A 17,872-nucleotide genomic window follows, 5' to 3' on the forward strand; every position below is an offset into this window, starting at 1 on the left:
CCTGCCTCTTCCGCTCTATCTGACGGAGCGTCAGAGTATGGGCCAGTCACCGAGGATGGGGAAGAGCATGAGCGAGGAGACGCACGGCGACACGCACAGCGGGACGTACGCGGAACTGGCCGCCGTCGGCCCCTACGGGGTCCACCCCGGGCACGCCCTGATCACCATGGTCGAACCGCACCCGGGCCACGAGTACGCCTACAACCGCTGGTACGAGGACGACCACTACTACGCCGGCGCGATGGCCATGCCGTGGATGTACGCCGGCCGCAGATGGGTGGCCACCCGCGACCTGCAACTGCTGCGCTACCCCGAGAAGTCGGCGGTCGCCCAGCCCGTCACCGCCGGCTGCTACCTCTCCACCTACTGGATCACCGACGGACGCCACGGCGACCACATGAAGTGGACGGTCGCCATCAACAAGCGCCTCAACCGGGACGCCCGCGTCTACCACGACCGCACCCACGTGTTCACCGCGTTCCAGGACCACGCGACGACCGTCTACCGGGACGGCGCGGCGGGACCGAGGGACTTCCACGCCCTCGACCACCCCTACGCGGGCCTCGTCGTCGAGGTGATCGACGCCGACTCGACGCAGCAGCGCGCCGAGCTCCTGCACTGGCTGCGCGCCCGCCACCTCCCCCGGCGGCTGGCCGGCTCCCCGGCCGCCATGGTCACCGTCTTCCGCCCCACCCCGCTCCCCGGCGACCGCATGACCTACGTCAAGCAGGTCGAGGGCGTCGACACCCGGCTGACCCTCCTGTGGTTCCTGGAGGCGGCCCCCGGTGACTGCTGGGACCCCTGCTTCACCGGCCTGGAGGAGGCGGTCGCGGAGTCCGGTCTCGGACGCGTGGAACTGGTCGCGCCGTTCATCCCCACGATCCCGGGCACCGACCGGTACGTGGACCGGCTGCGCTGATCACCGCTTGTCCTTCAGCTCGTCCGGGCACGGCGTCCCCCGGGGCAGCTGGTAGGGCGCCGCCAGCCGGTACGTGCCCGCCTTCGGCGCGAGCAGCACCGTCCACTTGTCGCCGTCCGCGTCCTCCGCCGTCTCGAACAGGCAGCCGTTGACGTTGTCGAACGTCTTCGGCTCGCCGTCGGACCGGTCCTTGGACTCCTGCGTCTCCTGCGGCGGCTTCAGGCTCTTGCCCTTCGCGTCCACCACACTCAGCCAAGGCGAGTACGGGATCCGGATCAGGATCCGTCCCGCCTTCTTCACGTCGATCGTCATCTCGCCCTGCTCGGCCCGCTGCACCACCGCGTTCGGCTCGGCCAGCGGGGCGGGATCGACGACCTTGAACAGCTGCCAGTTGGCGTCGCCCCAGATCTGCTCCAGATACGGCAGGCCCCGCTGCACCAGCTGCCGCTCCCGCTCACCGCCGTCCCCGTCCAGCGCCTCCTTGGGGACGACGACGAAGTGCACCGCCCACCGCTTCAGCCAGTCGTGGTAGTTCGCCGAGTTGAGGGTGTCGTCGTAGAAGAGCGGGTTGCGCTCCATGTCGGCCTGGCGGTTCCAGCCGCGGGCGAGGTTGACGTACGGCGCGAGCGCGGACGCCTCGCGATGCGAACGCGCCGGGACGACCTCCACCCGGCCCTTCTCCGCGCCGACCCCCTGAAGTTCGTTGACGAGCGGCGCCAGCTCGCGCGCCCAGGAGGCCGCCGGGGTCGTCCGCACGACGTCGTCGACCGACTTGAAGCCGATCCAGCCCACGAACGTGAGCGACGACAGGACGATCACGTACCACTTGCGGCTGCGCGGCACGGCGAACGGCAGCGCCGCCATCAGCACGACGCCCGTGAACATCATCGCGAGCCGGGTGATGTTGGACCCGATCTGCGAGCTGATCAGCCACACCATCAGCACCCCGAGCCCGTACACGGCCGCCGTGATCCGCACCGTCTTCCAGTCGCGCGGGACGACGGCGAAGACGACCAGCGCCGACAGCAGCGGCAGCGACGCCGAGCCGAAGGACATCGGCTGGGTGCCGGAGAACGGGAACAGCCAGGCGGAGAGGGCGACGACCACCGTCGGGGCCAGCCCGAGCGCCCAAGCGCCCGGCCGCCGCTTCTGCAGGAACATCGCCACGGCGACTATCCCGACGAAGAGCCCGGCCACCGGCGACCCCATGGTGGCGAGCGCGGCGAGCGGAGCCGCGCACAGCGCCTTCGCCCACCGTTTGTAGCGCCAGCGGTGCGGCCAGCAGAACACGACGGCGACCGCGCCCAGCGCGAACATGTTGCCGAGGCCGAAGGTCACCCGGCCCGAGGCGGCGTTGCACAGCAGCGCGAAGATCCCCGCGAGCGCCGGCCACACGGGGTTCTTCACCGGCCGACAGCGCAGCAGGATCAGGGTGAGCAGCCCCGCCGACAGCGTCCCGGCGACCATCATCGTCGTCCGGACGCCGAGCAGTGACATCAGGTACGGCGACACCATGCTGTACGACACCGGGTGCATGCCGCCGTACCAGGCGAGGTTGTACGCCGAGTCGGGATGCCGGCCGACGAACTCGGCCCAGGCGTCCTGCGCGGCGAGGTCGCCGCCGCTGTTCGCGAACGTGAAGAACCAGACGAGGTGCAGGACGCCCGACAGCGCCGTCATGGTGAGGACGAGATGGCGGCCGAGAGGCCCGCCGACCCGGTCGAGGGCGCCGCGCACCCGGGACGTCCCGCGCGCGGACTCCGTACGGCTCTCCCGGGCGCTGTCCCGGCCCCGGTCCTGCCCGACGTCTACCATCGCGCCGCCGGCCGGGTCACGGTCGTGCTCGCCCGACTGGGGTGCGGGCACCCTGGTGCGCGGGCCGGCGTCCCGGTCCGGACCGGCTTCGTCGGCGCGTGTCGGCTCCGCAGTGGCCACCTGAAGGCACTCCCCGTGTCCCGTCTTCTGTTCTCGGCCGCGTACCGTTCGCGTCCGCTTCACGGCTACGCCCTTGCGACCGGCGGCCTGTCCCGTTTCGCGACGCTAGCACGCACCCCGCCGGGCGGCTGCCCGACGGGGTGCGGAAGGCGTGCGGACGGGCGTGGCGGTCAGCCGACGCGGGTCAGCTTGTCCGAGAAGCCCGGCTCGGCCAGGTCCGTCTGCAGGGCGACCGGCACCTTCACCGCGCTGCTGGTGCCGTCGCCGACGGTGAGCGTGCCCACCTGGGTGCCGGCCTTGGCCGTGTGCGGCACCTCGCCGGAGGTGAACGACAGCTTCACCGTCATGCCCGCCCAGCCGGCCGCCGAGACGTCCTGGGTGATGACGACGGGCGTGTGGCCGCCGAGCTTGTCGTCCACGTACCCGACGACGTCGCCCTTCTTCAGGATCTTCGCCGAGGTCAGCGCGTCCTCGGCGGCGACCAGCGCCGCCTGGCTGACCACGTTGGCCGTCTTGAGGATCTCGCGCTTGTGCTGCCCGAGGATCGCCCCGACGAGGGTCACCGACTTCCCGTCGACCTTCTTGCGGGAGGCGAACAGCAGGTTGCCGCCGGCAGCGCTCGTGCTGCCCGTCTTGATGCCGATCGCGCCGATCCTGAGCGGCAGCTCGTTGTAGTTGTTCCAGTACTTGCCGGTCGGGTCGGTCCAGCTCGCCGCACTGGAGATGGCGACCAGGGCGGGCACCTTCACGAACGCCCGGCCGAGCTTGACCTGGTCCTCCGCCGTGGAGACGGTGGTCTCCTTCAGGCCAGAGGGGTCGGTGTACGTCGTGTGCGTCATCCCCAGTTCCCTGGCGGTGGCGTTCATCTTCTTCACGAACGCCTCCACCGAGCCCGCGTCCCAGCGGGCGAGCAGCCGCGCGATGTTGTTGGCGGAGGGGATGATGACGGCCGACAGGGCCTGCTTCTCGGTGAGTTTGTCGCCGGCCTTGACGGTGTTGAGCGTCGACTCGTCGAGGGTGACGTCGTAGCCGCCCTCCTTCGCCGCCGTCGCGTCGACCTCGATCTCCGGGCCTTCCTCCCCGGCCTTCATCGGGTGGTCCTTGGCGATGATGTACGCGGTCATGGTCTTGGCGACGGAGCCGATGGCCACGGGCGTCTGCTTGCCGAAGCTGCCCATCGTGCCGACGCCGTCGGCGTCCATCCAGCCCTGCCCCTCGTTCGGCCAGGGCAGCTGCGTCTTGCCGCCCTCGAACGTGTAGGAGTCCTTCGCGGTCAGCGTGAGCGCGGTCGCCGGCAGCGGCCGCATGGCCTGCACGATCGCAAACACGATGACCAGCAGGAGGACCAGCGGCGTCCAGATCTTCAGCCGCCGGCCGAGGGTGCGCAGCGGGGTCGGCGGGGGCGGCGGGGTGTTCGTCAGCTCGGCCAGCAGGTCCAGCGGCGGCTTCGGCGGCAGCGGCTGCTGCGTGGTCCGCTCGGGGCCGACCTGCGGGACGAACGCGGTGACGTCGGCGGGCGCCTGGGCGGCCGGCTTCGGCGGACGGGGCTCGTCCAGCGGCTTGAGCGCGACGAACCTGCTCGTCCGCTCGGCCGGCGTCCCGGGCTCGTCGTCCGCCTTGTCGGCCCCGTCGGTCTTCGCGGCGGTGTCGGCCCCGTCCGTCGCGTCGGCCGTGCCGGGTGCGTCGGCCGCGGCCGCGTCGGCCTTCTCGCCGCCCGGCCGGGGCTTGACGTCGCCGAGCTTCAGCATCGTGGTCGGCTGGTCGACGGCGGGCTTGGGGCGGGGGGTCTTGAAGACGGCGGTGGGCTGGTCGACGGGCGTGCGGTCGGCCTTGGCGTCCTCGGGCTCGTCCTCGGCGTCCGGCTCGACGTCGGGCTCGGCGTCGGACTTCTCCGGCTTCTCGGGCTTCTCCGGCTTCTCGGTCCCGGCGGCGTCCGACGCCCACTTCGGCGCGCGCTTGGCGGCCGGCCCGGCGTCGGCCTCGGCCTGCGGCTCGGCGGACTCGGCGGACCGGTTCGCGTTCTCGGGCCGCGCGTCCTCGGGCTCGGCGGTGGCGTCGGCCCGCTCTTCGGCCTTCGCGTCGGCGCGCTCCGAACGTGCGTCGTCGTCGGGGGCGGCGTCCGCGGGCTCTCCCGCCTCCTCGCCGGCCGGGTCGGTCGCGTCGGTCGCGTCGGCTGCGGGGCCGTCCTCGGGGCTCTCGTCGTCCGCCGTGGCGACCCACTGGGCGACGGCCGCTCGCAGACGGTCCTCCTCGCCCTCGGGAGCCTCGCCGGGGGTCCCGGCCTCGCCGACGGTCTCGTCGCCGCCCTCAGGGCCGTCCCCGGCGTCGTCGCCGGCGCTCTGTCCGGCCGCTGGAGCCGTCCCGGCGTCGCTCGCGTCCTCGGAGTCGTCCGACGCGGCCGCCGGGGTCTCCTCGGCGGCCTCCGGCTCCTCCTGCGCCTCCGGCTCCCCGGCCGGCTCGCTCTGCGCGGACCCGGCCCCGGCGGACCCGGTCCCGGCGGCGTCTGCGCCGGACCCCTCGGCGCCGGGCTCCTCGGCCTCCTCGGTCTTCAGATCCCGTACCGAGAACACCCGCGTCGCCGTGTCCACGCCGCCGCGGGCCGGCGAGGGATCGCTGTCCCGCGCCACCGCGACCCGCGGATCGCGGATCTCGCGAGAATCCCGTGCCTCGGGAACCGTGCCCGCGCTCCCCGACGTCGGTTCTGCCGACGACTCGCGCTGCTTCGACCTGTCGGGGGACTCGCCCGCCACCGATGCCTCCTCCTGTGCCGCACGCCGTCCGCGCGCCTGCCGAACCGTGAACCGCCCGCCCGGGACCCGCCTCGCGGCGCTGTCCGAACCATGTACCAGTGTCCTGTGTAGAGGGCTTGGCTCCTGCGGTAGACGAGAACGACATACCTACTGGTTCCACTACAAACAGGTCACGCACCCTCGACAGATGAATGTGAGAGGGGTCACCCTGTCATTCATCCACGCGGGGAGGCATGGATGGGCAGGAGCCGCAGAACGATTCCGGAAGAGCTTCTTCTGCTGGCGTTGGACCCGACCACGGGTACCACCGCACAGCCGCAGTCGCTCGACCTTGGTCTGGCCGGAGCACAGCTAGTGGAGCTGGCGCTGGCCGGGCGGATAGCCCCTGACGGGGATCGTATCGCCGTGGTGTCCCCACGGCCGACTGGAGACCCAACGCTGGACTGCGCGTTGGAGTTGCTGCGAAGGCGCGGCGCTCCCGTACGGGCCGTCCACTGGATCGGCGGGCCGCGTCTCGGGCTACGCCAGACCTACCTCTCGCATCTGGAGCGGTGCGGCATGGTGCATGCCGTGGCGGGTCAGATGTGCGGAGTGCTGCCGACGACTCGCTACCAGGCGACGGACACCGACATCAGCCGGGAGATCAAGGCCCGGCTGGACTCCGCGATCCGCACCGGCGTGCCGCCGGACCCGCGGACCGCGGCGCTCGCCGCCCTGGCGCACGCGGTCGGCCTCGGCAAGCACCTGTATCCGGGCAACGAGGGACGCTCGTCCCGCTCCCGGCTGCGGGACCTGATCAGGCACGACCCCATGGGCGGCCTCGTGGCGCACGCCGTGATGGACGTCCAGAACGGCGCGGTGGCACAGCCGCGCCGCAACCAGGCGCCCCCCGGCCGGCAGGCCGGACCGGGAGCCAGGCCCGCTCCGGAGCCCGCCCGTGGCGTTCCGGCGCAGCCGCACCGCAACCCCATGGCGCGTGTGGTGGCCCTCTGAGCCCACAGACCTGAGACCTGTTCGGGAGCCGACGCGGCCCGCGCGGGGCGGTGCATCTGCCGCCCCGCGCGGACGTGTGTCGGGAGCCCTGCCGGGTTCGGCCCGAACTGGCGCGCAGCGGCCGCATATCCACCGTTTTCCAGCGGTGGAAAGCGCCTTGGTGGCAGTCTGCTGAACAGCAGATACGCAAAGTGTTTGAGACAGACACGCAGCCGGAGGTGCACGTCCCGTGGCGTCCAATGTCAATCCCACCGTCAGACGACGCCGGTTGGGCCAGGAGCTGCGCAGGCTCCGTGAGCTCAAGGGCATGACGGCCGAAGAGGTCGCCGAGCGCCTGCTGGTGTCCCAGTCGAAGATCAGCCGTCTGGAGAACGGCCGGCGCAGCATCAGCCAGCGCGACGTCCGCGACCTGTGCGGGGTGTACGAGGTCGAGGACCAGCGGATGGTCGACTCGCTGATGGAGATGGCCAAGGACTCCCGCCAGCAGGGCTGGTGGCATGCCTTCGGTGACGTCCCGTACAGCGTCTACATCGGTCTGGAGACGGACGCGGCGAGCCTGCGCGTGTACGACCCGCAGGTGGTGCCCGGACTGCTCCAGACCCGTCAGTACGCGGAGGCGCTGATCTCGGGCGCGCTGCCGGAGACCGCGCAGGCGGAGATCGACAAGCGGGTGCAGGTGCGCATGCGCCGCCAGGAGCGGGTCTCGTCGGGCGAGAACCCGCTGCGGCTGTGGAGCGTCATGGACGAGTCCGCGCTGCGGCGCGTCGTCGGCGGCCGTGAGTTGATGCGGGACCAGCTGGAACACCTCGTCGAGCAGTCCCAGCTGCCGCATGTGACGGTCCAGGTGATCCCGTTCGAGATGGGAGCGCATCCGGGCCTCAACGGCCAGTACGCGATCCTCGAGTTCCCCGACACGGCCGACTCCAGCGTCGTCTACATCGAGGGAGTCACCAGCGACCTCTATCTGGAGAAGCCGAACGACGTGCAGAAGTACAGCGTGATGTACGAGCACCTGCGCGCCCAGGCCCTCAACGTGGAGCAGTCCCGCCAGTTGATCGCCGACATCGCCAAGGGCTACGTGCGGTGAGGTCCGGCGGGAAGTTGCGCATGATACGCGTTAACCCCACCGGTATGGAAGTTTCCACTGGAATATGTCATCCGGTCGAGTGAATAGTCGCTTCGTCAGTCGATGTTGGCGAGTAGCGTCGATCACGCCATCAAGCAACAAGGTTGGCGTGAAGACAGCAACTCAACAACTGCACTCCGGAGCAAAAATGGCAATTCGTCAGGGCAGCGCGCACACGTGGACCAAGTCCTCCTACTCCACGGGCAACGGTGCGTGCGTCGAGGTCAAGTCGCCGGCCGTACAGGCTCTGTTCGTCCGCGACTCCAAGGTCCAGGACGGCCCGACCCTGGTCTTCCCCGCCGACGCGTGGAGCGACTTCGTGGCGTCGGTCAAGGCATAGGGCGGAGGACTTCCTGACCCTCAGCCGGATACCGAACACCACTGCGGAAGAACCACCCACGGGCCCTCTCGTCCAGATCGCCGTCCTAGCCGAGGGGGCCCGTCGCATGCCCGGCGGCCGAGCCGCCCGCCTGCTCAGCCCAGACGGCTCTCGATCGCCGCGACCACCTCGGGGGCCTCCGGCTCGGTCTGCGGCGAGAACCGGGCGACGACCGAGCCGTCCCGGCCGATCAGGAACTTCTCGAAGTTCCAGCGGACGTCGCCGGTGTGGCCCTCGCCGTCCGCGAACCCGACGAGCCGCTCGTACAGCGGGTGCCGGCCGTCACCGTTGACCTCGACCTTCTCGGTCAGCGGGAAGCTCACGCCGTAGGTGGCCGAGCAGAACTCCGCGATCTCCTCGGCGCTGCCGGGCTCCTGCCCGAGGAACTGGTTGCAGGGCACGCCGAGGACCGTGAAGCCCTGCCCGGCGTAGCGCTCCTGGAGCCGCTCCAGGCCGGTGTACTGCGGGGTGAGGCCGCACTTGGAGGCCACGTTCACCACCAGCACGACCTGGCCGGTGTACTGCGAAAGCTCCGCGGAGCCGCCCTTGAGGGCGTCGATCTGGACGTCGAGGGGGGAGGTGCCGGCATCAGTAGTCATGCTCCGGATGCTAACTCCGGGCAGCGCCTCCGGCTCCGGCCGCCTCCGCCAGGGCGTCCCCGGCCGCCGTCCGCGAATACAGCACCGACCGCCCCGCGCGCCGCCGCCGCACCAGGCCCGCGTCCAGCAGCACCCGCACATGGCGGCCCACGGAACCGAGGCCCTGGCCCGTCAGGGCGACCAGCTGGGTGGTGCTCGCGGGACGGGCGAGCAGCACCAGCACCGCGGCCCGGCCCGGCCCCAGCAGCGCGCCGAGCGCCGCCGGGGCCGAAGCGGCGCGGCCGCGGCCGTCCCCGGCGAGCACGCCGGTGCACGGGTAGACGACGGCGTACCGCTCCCGTCCCTCCCACGACACCCAGCCGGCCTTCGGCGTGACCGGCACGAACAGCAGCTCGGCCCCGGAGATCTCGCGCGGTGGATACTCGTGCGGGTTCACCTGGAAGCGGCTCTCGCCGAGCCAGCGCGTCCCCGGCCGCAGCGAGTCCAGCACGGCCGCCCAGCCGCCCCGGCTGACCTGCGCCGTCCGCGCGACGACGTCCGCCTCCAGGACGCGCCGGCGGCGCTCCCAGTCCGGCCGCACGGCCGTCTCCCACACGTGCTCCATGAGCGCCGCAGCCCGCTCGGGCAGGTCGTCCCGGTCCAGGGCCGCGGGCAGCGGCCCGGCCAGGGACGTCCGCAGATGCGCCCTCGCGTCCGCGGGATCGGCCGACCGCACCCGGGCCACGCCGTCCTCGAAGCTCTCGCCGTCCCTCGGCGTGGGCGTCAGGAAGTCGGCGATCCAGCTCCTCCCGAGCCCCGCCCTCACCAGCAGGGCCGTCACCGGGTCCGCGGCGAGCACGGCCCGGTAGCCGGGGAGGCGGGCGTGCAGCCACTCCCGCTCGCCGGGATGGTGGCCCACCCCCGCGTGCAGCAGCTTCAGCGTCGCGAAGGTCTCGGTGAGCGGCGAGATCACGAACCGGCTGCCCGCCAGGGTGTCCGCGTTCACCTGCCACCAGCCCACGTCTGCCCCTCCGTCCCCGCCGCCGTGCCGACGCCGCCGTGCCGATGCCCGTGTGCCGCCGCACGGCCGTTCCGCTGTGCCGCCGTGCCGCCGTGCCGTGCCCGGACGACCTTTCGCACGACCGCGAAACAATAACCGGGCCGCTCGAGGCCGTCCGAGACTCCGCGCATGCCTCGTTACCGACCGCTGTTCCGCACCCCGGAATTCACTCCCCTCTTCCTCTCCTCCGCCGCGCACACCGCCGCCTCGACGGTGGGCGCCCTGGCGCTCGGCACGCTGGTCTACCGGGCCACCGGCTCCCCGCTGCTCTCGGCGACGAGCATGTTCGGTCCCTCGCTCACGCAGGTGCTGGGCGCGACCCTGCTCCTCTCCGGCGCCGACCGGCTGCCCCCGAGGGCGACGCTGGCGGGGATCTCGCTCGGCTTCGCCGTCACCACCGTCGTTCTGGCCGCCCCCGGCCTGCCGGTCCTCGGCGTCCTCGGCGTCGTCCTGCTGCAGGGGCTGATCGCCTCGCTCGGCGGCGGGGTCCGCTGGGGACTGCTGAACGAGATCCTCACCAAGGACGGCTATCTGCCCGGGCGTTCGCTGTTCAACATCCTGCACGGACTGATGCAGATCGCCGGATACGCCGCCGGCGGCGTCCTGGTGGCGGCGCTCTCCGCACGTCGGACCCTGCTGCTCGCGGCCCTGCTGTACGCCGTCGCCGCCGCGGTCGCCCGGCTGGGGCTGACCGCCCGCCCGCCGCGCGCCGCGGGCCGCCCCTCCGCCGCCGCGACCCGGCGCACCAACGCCGTCCTGTGGTCCTCGCGCCCCCGTCGCCTCACCTACCTGGGGCTGTGGCTTCCCAACGGTCTGGTCGTCGGCTGCGAGGCCCTGTTCGTGCCGTACGCCCCGGACGCGGCGGGCACGCTGTTCGCCTGCGCGGCGCTGGGCATGCTCGTCGGCGACGTGACGATCGGCAGGCTGGTGCCGCCGGCGGCGCGCACCCGGCTGGCGACTCCGCTCCTGCTTCTGCTGGCCGCGCCCTACGCCCTGTTCGTCCTGCGCCCCGCGCTTCCGCTCGCCGCGGTCTGCGCCGCCCTCGCCTCCGTCGGCTTCGGCGCGAGCCTGGTCCAGCAGGAACGGCTGATGGCGCTCACCCCGCCCGAACTCAGCGGCCACGCGCTGGGGCTGCACTCGTCGGGGATGCTCGCCATGCAGGGCGCGAGCGCTGCCCTCGCGGGCATGGCGGCCCAACTCACCTCGCCGGCAGCGGCGATGACGGCGATGGCCCTGACGTCGGTCGCGGTGACTGTGGCGCTGCACTCCGCGGGACGAACCGGAGCACGACCCACGGCGCGCACGGGGACGGGCACGGCCGAGTGAACGCCCTCAGCCGTGGGCGTGTGTGTGGGCGACGGCGTGGCCCTTGCCGCGGGCGATCATCCACTTGTTCACCGGCGTCGTGATCAGAAAGGCCACCGCGAAGCCGCCGAGGAGGGCCGCCCAGAACAGCCCGTCCGACAGCTGGGCGTCCATCGCTCCCGGCGTGAAGGCGACGATCGCGTTGTCGACCAGTTCCATCACGGCGATCGAGACGGTGTCGGCGGCCAGCGCCACCTTGACGGCGGCGCGGAGGCTCAGACCCGCCCTGCGCACCGAGAGCAGGGTGAGGGAGTAACCGAAGAGGAACGCGAGCACGATCGCGACGACCATGGTCGGCACGTTGCCCCAGCCGAGGGCGGTGCCGATGACCATGCCGAGGATCTCGCCGATGGCGCACCCGGTGAGGCAGTGCAGCGTCGCCGTGACGGCCATGGCCCATGAGGCGTGGCCGTCGTGCTGTTCGTGCCGGCCGGACGCCCCGAGACCGCCGTGGTGCTCCTGACCCCCGGAGCGGTCGGCCCGATGGGGCCGCTCGGGCCGCTCGGGCTGATGGTGCTGGTGAGGCTGATGGAGCTGATGGGTTTCCTGGGGTTGCTGGGGCTGGTCGGACTCCGCGTGCTGGTCGTGAGACATGCCTCCTGTATACCCCTGGGGGGTATACAGGGCAAGCGGTGACGCACTTCTTCACGGGTGACGGGTGACGGGTGACGGGTGACGGGTGACGGGTGACGGGTGATGGCTGAGGGGCGACGGGTGATGGCTGACGGGCGACGGCCGGCCGCCGGGAATCCGCCGCGAACGCGGTCGGCCGTTCGGCGCGCGGCGGCCTTCACGGCGGCCTTCGCAGTGGGCTTTGCAGTGGGCGATGGAATCGGGGGCGCGCCGGGCTTTCCGATGTGAGCGCATCGCCGGGGCCGCGCAGGGCGTGACGGGATTGACTCCTGGTCAAATCGGGAGCGGCGCCACCGGAATGCCTTCCTCCGGGGTTCCAAGGGCGACCCAAAGCGATTTTAAACACCTTCAGAAAACGGTTTCGTTCGCCCCGTTGACACCTTGCGCACCCCCTTTTAAGGTCACGCCAGCATTCTGACCAGGTGACGAGATTTCGAACGTTTGAGAGGCAAGTGCCCTGCGCATCACCGGAGTCAGCACACCCGTGACCGGAAACCGGTGGCGCAACCTTGGGTATTTACAGGTGCGTACCGGCAAACCGGTCGGTGGGGTGGGCGAAATCCGCGCACGCGGCCGCGCCGGGACGTTTTTCGGTGACCTGAGGGCCACCGAGGTGTCCGAAATTCGACCCCGGCGATCCGCCGGGCGAGCGGCCCCTCACATCCCACTCTCCGTTCGCACCCCTCAGGCCCCTCAGACCCATCACGCTCCTCTCGGACCTCGTGCCACGCGGTCGACCTCTACGAGATCCGCCGACCGTTCACGGCCGAGGGGCCCGGCGCACCACGATCCCCGACGACCTCGGCGGCCGCGTGCGCCCGCGAGGGCGGCGGGCGCCTCGCCCCCGTCGCTCCGCGCCGCCGCAAACCCCTCCGCCGGCCCGTGCGGCGCCTCGGCTGTGCACACCGCTCCCGCACGCGCCCGGCCTGTCTCCGGCCCGCCGCCCCACTGCTTCTTCCCCACCGACGGCTGACACTCCGTCACCCACCCCCCTCAACGACGAGAAACTAGGAACCATCGCCATGCGTAACCGAAGAGCCTTCCTCGCCGCCCTCACGGGAGTCGCTTCTCTGTCCCTCACCCTGTCCGCCTGCGGCGAGACCAACAGCAGCGGGGACAAGGCCAAGGGCGGCACCATCGGCATCGCGATGCCGACCCAGGCCTCCGAGCGCTGGCTGACCGACGGCAAGAGCGTGGTCAAGGACCTGAAGGGTTACGGATACCAGACCCAGCTGGTCTACGGGCAGGACAACCCCAAGACGCAGGTCTCCCAGATCCAGGCCCTGATCAAGCAGGGTGTGGACGCGCTGATCATCGCGGCCATCGACAACAAGTCGCTGAACGGCGTACTCGAGGAGGCCGCCGCCGCGAAAATACCGGTGATCTCCTACGACCGGCTCATCCTCGGCACCGCCAACGTCGACTACTACGTCTCCTTCGACAACGAGCAGGTCGGACGGCTGCAGGCGCTTTACATCATCGACAAGCTCGGCCTGGAGGACGGAAAGGGACCGTTCAACATCGAGCTTTTCGCCGGTTCTCCGGACGACAACAACACCCAGTACTTCTTCGAGGGCGCGATGCACCTTCTGCAGCCCTACCTGGACAACAAGCAGTTGGTCGTCCGGTCCGGCCAGACCGCTCTGAAGGAGGTCACCACCCTGCGCTGGGACGGCCCCACCGCGCAGAAGCGCATGAACGGTCTCCTCTCCGACTTCTACCGGACCAAGAAGGTCGACGCGGTCCTGTCGCCGTACGACGGCATCTCCATCGGCGTCCTGAACGCGCTGAAGGGCGACGGCTACGGTTCCAACAGCAAGCCCCTGCCGATCATCACCGGTCAGGACGCCGAACTGGCGTCGGTCAAGTCGATCATCGCGGACGAGCAGTCGCAGACGGTGTACAAGGATGTCCGCCAACTCGCCTCCGCGGCCGCCGACATGGCGAACGACATCCTCACCGGCAAGACGCCGAAGGTGAACAACAGGCTGGGCTACAAGAACGGCGTCAAGGCCGTCTCCGCCTACCTGCTGCAGCCGACCAGCGTCGACAAGACCAACTACAACTACGTCCTGGTCGCGGGCGGTTACTACACCGCCGCCGAACTCAAGTAGCCGTACGAGCACACCTCGGCGCACACCTCGGTGCTCACCGGCCGGGCGACGGGGCAGGGGGAGGGGCCACGGGGACGGGGGGATCGGGTGGACAGGGATCGGCGCCAGGTGCCGGACGCGGCGGATCTCGTCGTGGCCGGCTGCGGATGGCTCCTGACGGTGACCGTCGTCGCCCTGCCGGCTCGTCCTGAACGACGGGACGGGCCGGCTCGGTGACTCAGGACGGCGTCCCGGTCCCTGCGCCCGGTGCCGGACGGCGGCGCGGACGGCCGAGCGCCAGGCGCGCCACGCGCGGCCAGTCCACCACTGCGGCGGTCGCCCCGGGCGCCCCGGGACGGCGGCGCGGCACGCGGACCCGCAGCGCACCGGGCGCGCTGCGGCACACGACGGGTGACGGCAGCACCGTGTGCTCCCCGTCGATACCGACGGGGAGGGTCGCCGTGTCGCCCTCGACGACGACTTCCCCCGCACTCAGCCGCATGACTCCCGGCGCACGGGGACCGCGTACCAGGCGCGCCGCGTCAGCGGCGTTGTCCACCCGCACGCCCACCACGCCCAGCTCACCCGAGTCCAGCCGCTGTCTGCGTCCCGGATTGGCCGCTTCCACGGCCCGCCCGTAGGGGTTGTTGCTGACGAGCAGCGCCTGAAGACCGTCGGCCCGGGCGGCCCCCTCGGCCGCCTCAGCCCCCTCGGCCCCCTCAGCCTCAGCCTCGACCGCGGCCTCGACCCCGGTCGCGGCCGGACCGGACGGTCCGGCCGGACCGTGCCCCCGGGCCTTGGCGGCCCTCATGCGCAGCCTGGGTGCGTCCTCGGCGGTGAGGAGGCCGGGGAGCGCCTGGAGGACGGTGTGCGCCTTCGCGTCCCGGTAGGCGGGGTCGGCGACCACGGCCGCGTACGTCCCGAAGGAGGCATTGTTGACGAAGACCCGGTTCGCCGCGAACCCGAGGTCGACGCGGAGTTCGACGCCGTCGGACAGGGCCTCGAGAGCCGCCGCCGGGTCCCCGCGGTCGAGGCCGAGGTCGAGGGCGAAGTGGTTGCGGGTGCCCACGGGAATCACCATGAAGGGCAGATCGTTGCGGGCCGCGACTTCGGCCACCAGGGCCTGGGTGCCGTCGCCGCCCGCCACCGCGAGAAGGTCGGCTCCCTCGGCGACGGCCCGCCGGGCCAGCTCGGCGACGTCCTGGCGCCCGTCGAGCAGCACCACCCGGCAGCCCGCGTCCCGGGCCTTCTCCACGAGATGGAACCGGCCCACCTTGCCGCCGCCCGAGCGCGGATTCATGAGGATCCAGGGGGCGTGGGGCGCTTCCGCGACCTCCCCCTCGAAGTCGGCGCGGCCACGTGCAGAGGACGCCCGTGCAGAGGACGCCCGTGCAGAGGACGCCCGTGCAGAGGACGCCCGTGCCGAGGACGCCCGTGCAGAGGACGCCCGTGCCGCTGTCAGGGCCAGCATCCACAGGGCCACGGAGAGCAGCGCAGGCCCCAGCATGTCGAACGCGGCGTACAGGGCGAGCACGGTGACCGGAGCGACCACCGCCAGGGCCGCCCCGAGGCCACGGACCACCCCGGTGTGCGCCAGCGCCCACCACGTGCCGACGGCGGCGAGCGTCAGCCCGGCGACGCCGGCCAGGGCCCACAGCACGCTCCGCAGACCGGCGGCGACGAGCGGTACCAGGACGCTGCCCAGCAGGGCCAGCAGGGCCAGGCGAGCCCATCCGGCGCCGCTGCCGCCTCGCGCGCGTCCGGTCCCGCTCCCTGCCCCTCCGGCTTCCTCGGCGTGCCCTACGTGTCGTCCCACCTGCGGCCCTTTCGTCGTCCCAGCCGCCGGCCCCCGGCGTCGTTGAGCCGCTCAGCGACCGGAGGCGGGGAGGGTGGTGGAGCCCGGACGCTCCGCCGGGCCGTGGCCGCTCAGAACCAGGTTCTTGGCCCTGCGGAACTCCTCGTCCGTGAGGTCGCCGCGGGCGCGGATCTCGGACAGCCGGGCGAGCTCGTCGACGCTGCCGGTCCCGCCGCCGGCCGCGGCCTGCCTGATGTAGGCGTTGAAGTCCTCCTGCTGCGCACGTGCCTGCGCGATCTCCCGGCGGCCCATGTTCCTGCCGCGGGCCATCACGTACACGAACACGCCCAGGAAGGGCAGGACGATGCAGAACGCCAGCCAGCCGGCCTTCGCCCAGCCGCTCAGTTCGTCGTCGCGGAAGATGTCGCCGACGATCCGGAAGAGCAGAACGAACCACATGATCCACAGGAAGAGCCAGAGCACGCTCCAGAAAGCTCCCAGCAGGGGAAAGTCGTACGCCAGAGAGGTCTGCGCGCTGTGCTGACCGATGTCGCCCATGTCGCCTCCGTTCCGGGCGCTCGCCCGGCGGCCCGGGCGCTGTGTTCGACGCCCGGCTACAGCGTGCGCACGCCGAAGCCGCCCCGGCCTCACCCGGCACGGGTGAGCGTGTGCGCACGCGCGATGCCCTCGGCGCACGGCGCACGCAGCCCGTGGCGGGAGGGGGAAGGCCTTCGACGGGCGCGAAGGCCGGACGCGGGCGCCGGTGTGCGCCCCCGTCCGGCGTCGCCCACGTCAGTCGTGGATCTTCACGCTGCGCTCGGCCGTCGGCCCGGCCGGCGTCCGGTCAGAACTTCAGGATCTCGCGGTCGAGCGGATACCGGTCACGGTGAGGGCCGTCGTACGGCGAGGGCGTGATCGGCAGGACGCCGGTCGGCTGCAGGCCCAGGTTGTCGTCCCAGATCCGGGGTTCGACATGCCCGACGACGCGGAAGCGCCGGAAGGTGAACGGCGGACTGTCGGTCGGGAAGAAGTGCGCTGTGGTCATCACCTGGAAGTGCAGGTGCGGCGTGGTGGAGTTGCCGCTGTTGCCGATCAGCCCGAGGACCTGTCCCGTTGCGACCCGGTCGCCCTTGCGGACCCTGAGCGAGCCGGGCTTCATGTGGGCGTAGAGAAGATAGCGGCCGGGCGCGACCTGCACGGTGACGTGGTTGCCGACGGTGTCCTCGATCGGCGGGACGGGCGGCGTGAGAGGCGGCGTGTTCTCCGCTACTCCGTCCTGCACCTCCACCACTCTGCCGCCGGCCGAGGCGACGATCGGCTGACCGTAGCTCAGGTAGCTGGTGAGCCGTGCGGGGTCGCCTTCCCAGGTCTGCCCCTGCCTGCCGACCCGGTACCAGTCGATCGCGAAGCGCTGCGGCACGTAGAAGCGGCCGTTGATCGGGGCGAGGCCGCGCCGGTGGTGGGTGTTGCCGCAGCAGGACTCGCTGGAGTACCAGGTACCGGGACGGACCGGCGGGTTCAGGTTCAGCGGCGGCCTGCCGGAGATCCGGGTGGCCTGCACCGTCTCCTCGAAGGGGGAGGGGCCGGAGGGGGCCAGGACGGCGCCCGAGAGACGGTGCTCGAGGACCCTGGGCGCCGGCCGGCCGCGGTCGAGGACCAGGTCGAGCCAGACGATCCACTGCTGGGAGCCCTGGACGACGGTCGGCGTCGGCCCCGGAGGCGCCGGGGTGTACCCGTCCGCACCCGGCAGCGGGTCACCCACCGGGTTGGCGGCGTCGGCCAGCGCCTGCCCGCTCAGCGAGCCGATGACCCGGTGGGTGCGGGCGTCCCGGACGTCGACGCGGTCGAGCCGCAGCGGCGTGCTGCTGGGCAGCGCACTCGTGGTGAGCAGCTCGTACGAGATGTGCGTCCTGCCGTCCGTGGCGGCGAACGGCGTCGGTTTGGTCAGCACTGCCGCCGTCAACGGCGTGAACTGTGCCTCGGGCGCCGGAGCGGCCGGGCCGGTTGCCTGTCCTTGTCCCGCCGAGGCCACCAGCATGCCGGCCGCGAGCACGGCAGCGGCGAGCCCGCGAAGTAGCGGGCCGCGGCCAGTGCGGTTGCGAGGGTCGCGCTCTGCCATTGCGCTCTTTCGTTCGTCGGGTCCGGAGCCGCGAACGACGCCGGCACGCCCCGCGCCGAGGCGCACGCCCATGTAATCCCGCGGCACGCCGCTCCGGGCGCAGGGCGTCTGACGCAGGCGCCGAACT

General features: G+C 71.8%; 14 protein-coding genes. 6 read left to right on the forward strand and 8 right to left on the reverse strand.

The window, feature by feature from the left end; genetic code table 11:
- The first annotated feature begins 67 nt into the window (after positions 1–67).
- Positions 68–919, forward strand: coding sequence for a hypothetical protein (locus ACH4ZA_RS07425; RefSeq protein WP_319276112.1), 852 nt, complete (start codon positions 68–70; stop codon positions 917–919).
- Here the strand turns inward: ACH4ZA_RS07425 and ACH4ZA_RS07430 are convergent, their stop codons facing one another.
- Positions 920–2,854, reverse strand: a complete 1,935-nt coding sequence (locus tag ACH4ZA_RS07430; protein ID WP_398428421.1) for an MFS transporter — start codon at positions 2,852–2,854, stop codon at positions 920–922.
- 170 nt (positions 2,855–3,024) lie between these two features.
- Positions 3,025–5,604: a D-alanyl-D-alanine carboxypeptidase gene (locus ACH4ZA_RS07435; RefSeq protein WP_398428423.1), complete on the reverse strand. Its 2,580-nt coding sequence runs from the start codon at positions 5,602–5,604 to the stop codon at positions 3,025–3,027.
- 237 nt (positions 5,605–5,841) lie between these two features.
- Here ACH4ZA_RS07435 and ACH4ZA_RS07440 point away from each other — a divergent pair, with 237 nt between their 5' ends.
- The 3 genes from ACH4ZA_RS07440 (at position 5,842) to ACH4ZA_RS07450 (ending at position 8,063) form a co-directional block, all read left to right on the forward strand.
- Positions 5,842–6,597 (forward strand): GPP34 family phosphoprotein, encoded by a 756-nt coding sequence (locus ACH4ZA_RS07440; protein ID WP_319276115.1) that lies wholly within the window; start codon positions 5,842–5,844, stop codon positions 6,595–6,597.
- 229 nt (positions 6,598–6,826) lie between these two features.
- On the forward strand, positions 6,827–7,684 hold the full coding sequence (locus ACH4ZA_RS07445; protein WP_319276116.1) for a helix-turn-helix transcriptional regulator: 858 nt from the start codon (positions 6,827–6,829) through the stop codon (positions 7,682–7,684).
- A gap of 187 nt (positions 7,685–7,871) precedes the next feature.
- The gene (locus tag ACH4ZA_RS07450; RefSeq protein WP_306951378.1) at positions 7,872–8,063 is read left to right on the forward strand and encodes a DUF397 domain-containing protein; all 192 of its coding nucleotides are present in this window, start codon (positions 7,872–7,874) and stop codon (positions 8,061–8,063) included.
- 134 nt (positions 8,064–8,197) lie between these two features.
- Here ACH4ZA_RS07450 and ACH4ZA_RS07455 read toward each other — a convergent pair whose 3' ends face one another.
- Together ACH4ZA_RS07455 and ACH4ZA_RS07460 are read right to left on the reverse strand one after the other, a co-directional pair.
- A complete protein-coding gene (locus ACH4ZA_RS07455) occupies positions 8,198–8,701 on the reverse strand; it encodes a glutathione peroxidase (RefSeq protein ID WP_057578906.1) in 504 nt (167 codons plus the stop codon).
- Between the two features lie 10 nt (positions 8,702–8,711).
- A complete protein-coding gene (locus tag ACH4ZA_RS07460; protein ID WP_319276117.1) occupies positions 8,712–9,701 on the reverse strand; it encodes a transcriptional regulator in 990 nt (329 codons plus the stop codon).
- Positions 9,702–9,869: 168 nt separating this feature from the next.
- On the opposite strand from ACH4ZA_RS07460, the gene ACH4ZA_RS07465 reads away from it, so the two are divergent.
- Positions 9,870–11,066: an MFS transporter gene (locus ACH4ZA_RS07465; protein WP_398428426.1), complete on the forward strand. Its 1,197-nt coding sequence runs from the start codon at positions 9,870–9,872 to the stop codon at positions 11,064–11,066.
- 6 nt (positions 11,067–11,072) lie between these two features.
- Here the strand turns inward: ACH4ZA_RS07465 and ACH4ZA_RS07470 are convergent, their stop codons facing one another.
- Positions 11,073–11,699 (reverse strand): DUF4396 domain-containing protein, encoded by a 627-nt coding sequence (locus ACH4ZA_RS07470; protein WP_398428427.1) that lies wholly within the window; start codon positions 11,697–11,699, stop codon positions 11,073–11,075.
- A 1,061-nt stretch (positions 11,700–12,760) separates the two neighbouring features.
- On the opposite strand from ACH4ZA_RS07470, the gene chvE reads away from it, so the two are divergent.
- Positions 12,761–13,852, forward strand: a complete 1,092-nt coding sequence (gene chvE / locus ACH4ZA_RS07475) for a multiple monosaccharide ABC transporter substrate-binding protein (RefSeq protein ID WP_319276119.1) — start codon at positions 12,761–12,763, stop codon at positions 13,850–13,852.
- A 217-nt stretch (positions 13,853–14,069) separates the two neighbouring features.
- Here chvE and ACH4ZA_RS07480 read toward each other — a convergent pair whose 3' ends face one another.
- The 3 genes from ACH4ZA_RS07480 to ACH4ZA_RS07490 all read right to left on the reverse strand — a co-directional run bounded on the left by ACH4ZA_RS07480 (position 14,070) and on the right by ACH4ZA_RS07490 (position 17,745).
- Entirely contained in the window at positions 14,070–15,647 is a 1,578-nt protein-coding gene (locus ACH4ZA_RS07480) for a diacylglycerol/lipid kinase family protein (protein ID WP_398428429.1), read from the reverse strand.
- A 51-nt stretch (positions 15,648–15,698) separates the two neighbouring features.
- Entirely contained in the window at positions 15,699–16,184 is a 486-nt protein-coding gene (locus tag ACH4ZA_RS07485) for an SHOCT domain-containing protein (protein WP_319276120.1), read from the reverse strand.
- Between the two features lie 286 nt (positions 16,185–16,470).
- Positions 16,471–17,745: a M23 family metallopeptidase gene (locus ACH4ZA_RS07490; RefSeq protein WP_319276121.1), complete on the reverse strand. Its 1,275-nt coding sequence runs from the start codon at positions 17,743–17,745 to the stop codon at positions 16,471–16,473.
- Positions 17,746–17,872: the final 127 nt, after the last annotated feature.

The sequence above is a fragment of the Streptomyces sp. NPDC020597 genome (genome assembly GCF_044335095.1).
Taxonomy (GTDB): Bacteria; Actinomycetota; Actinomycetes; order Streptomycetales; family Streptomycetaceae; genus Streptomyces.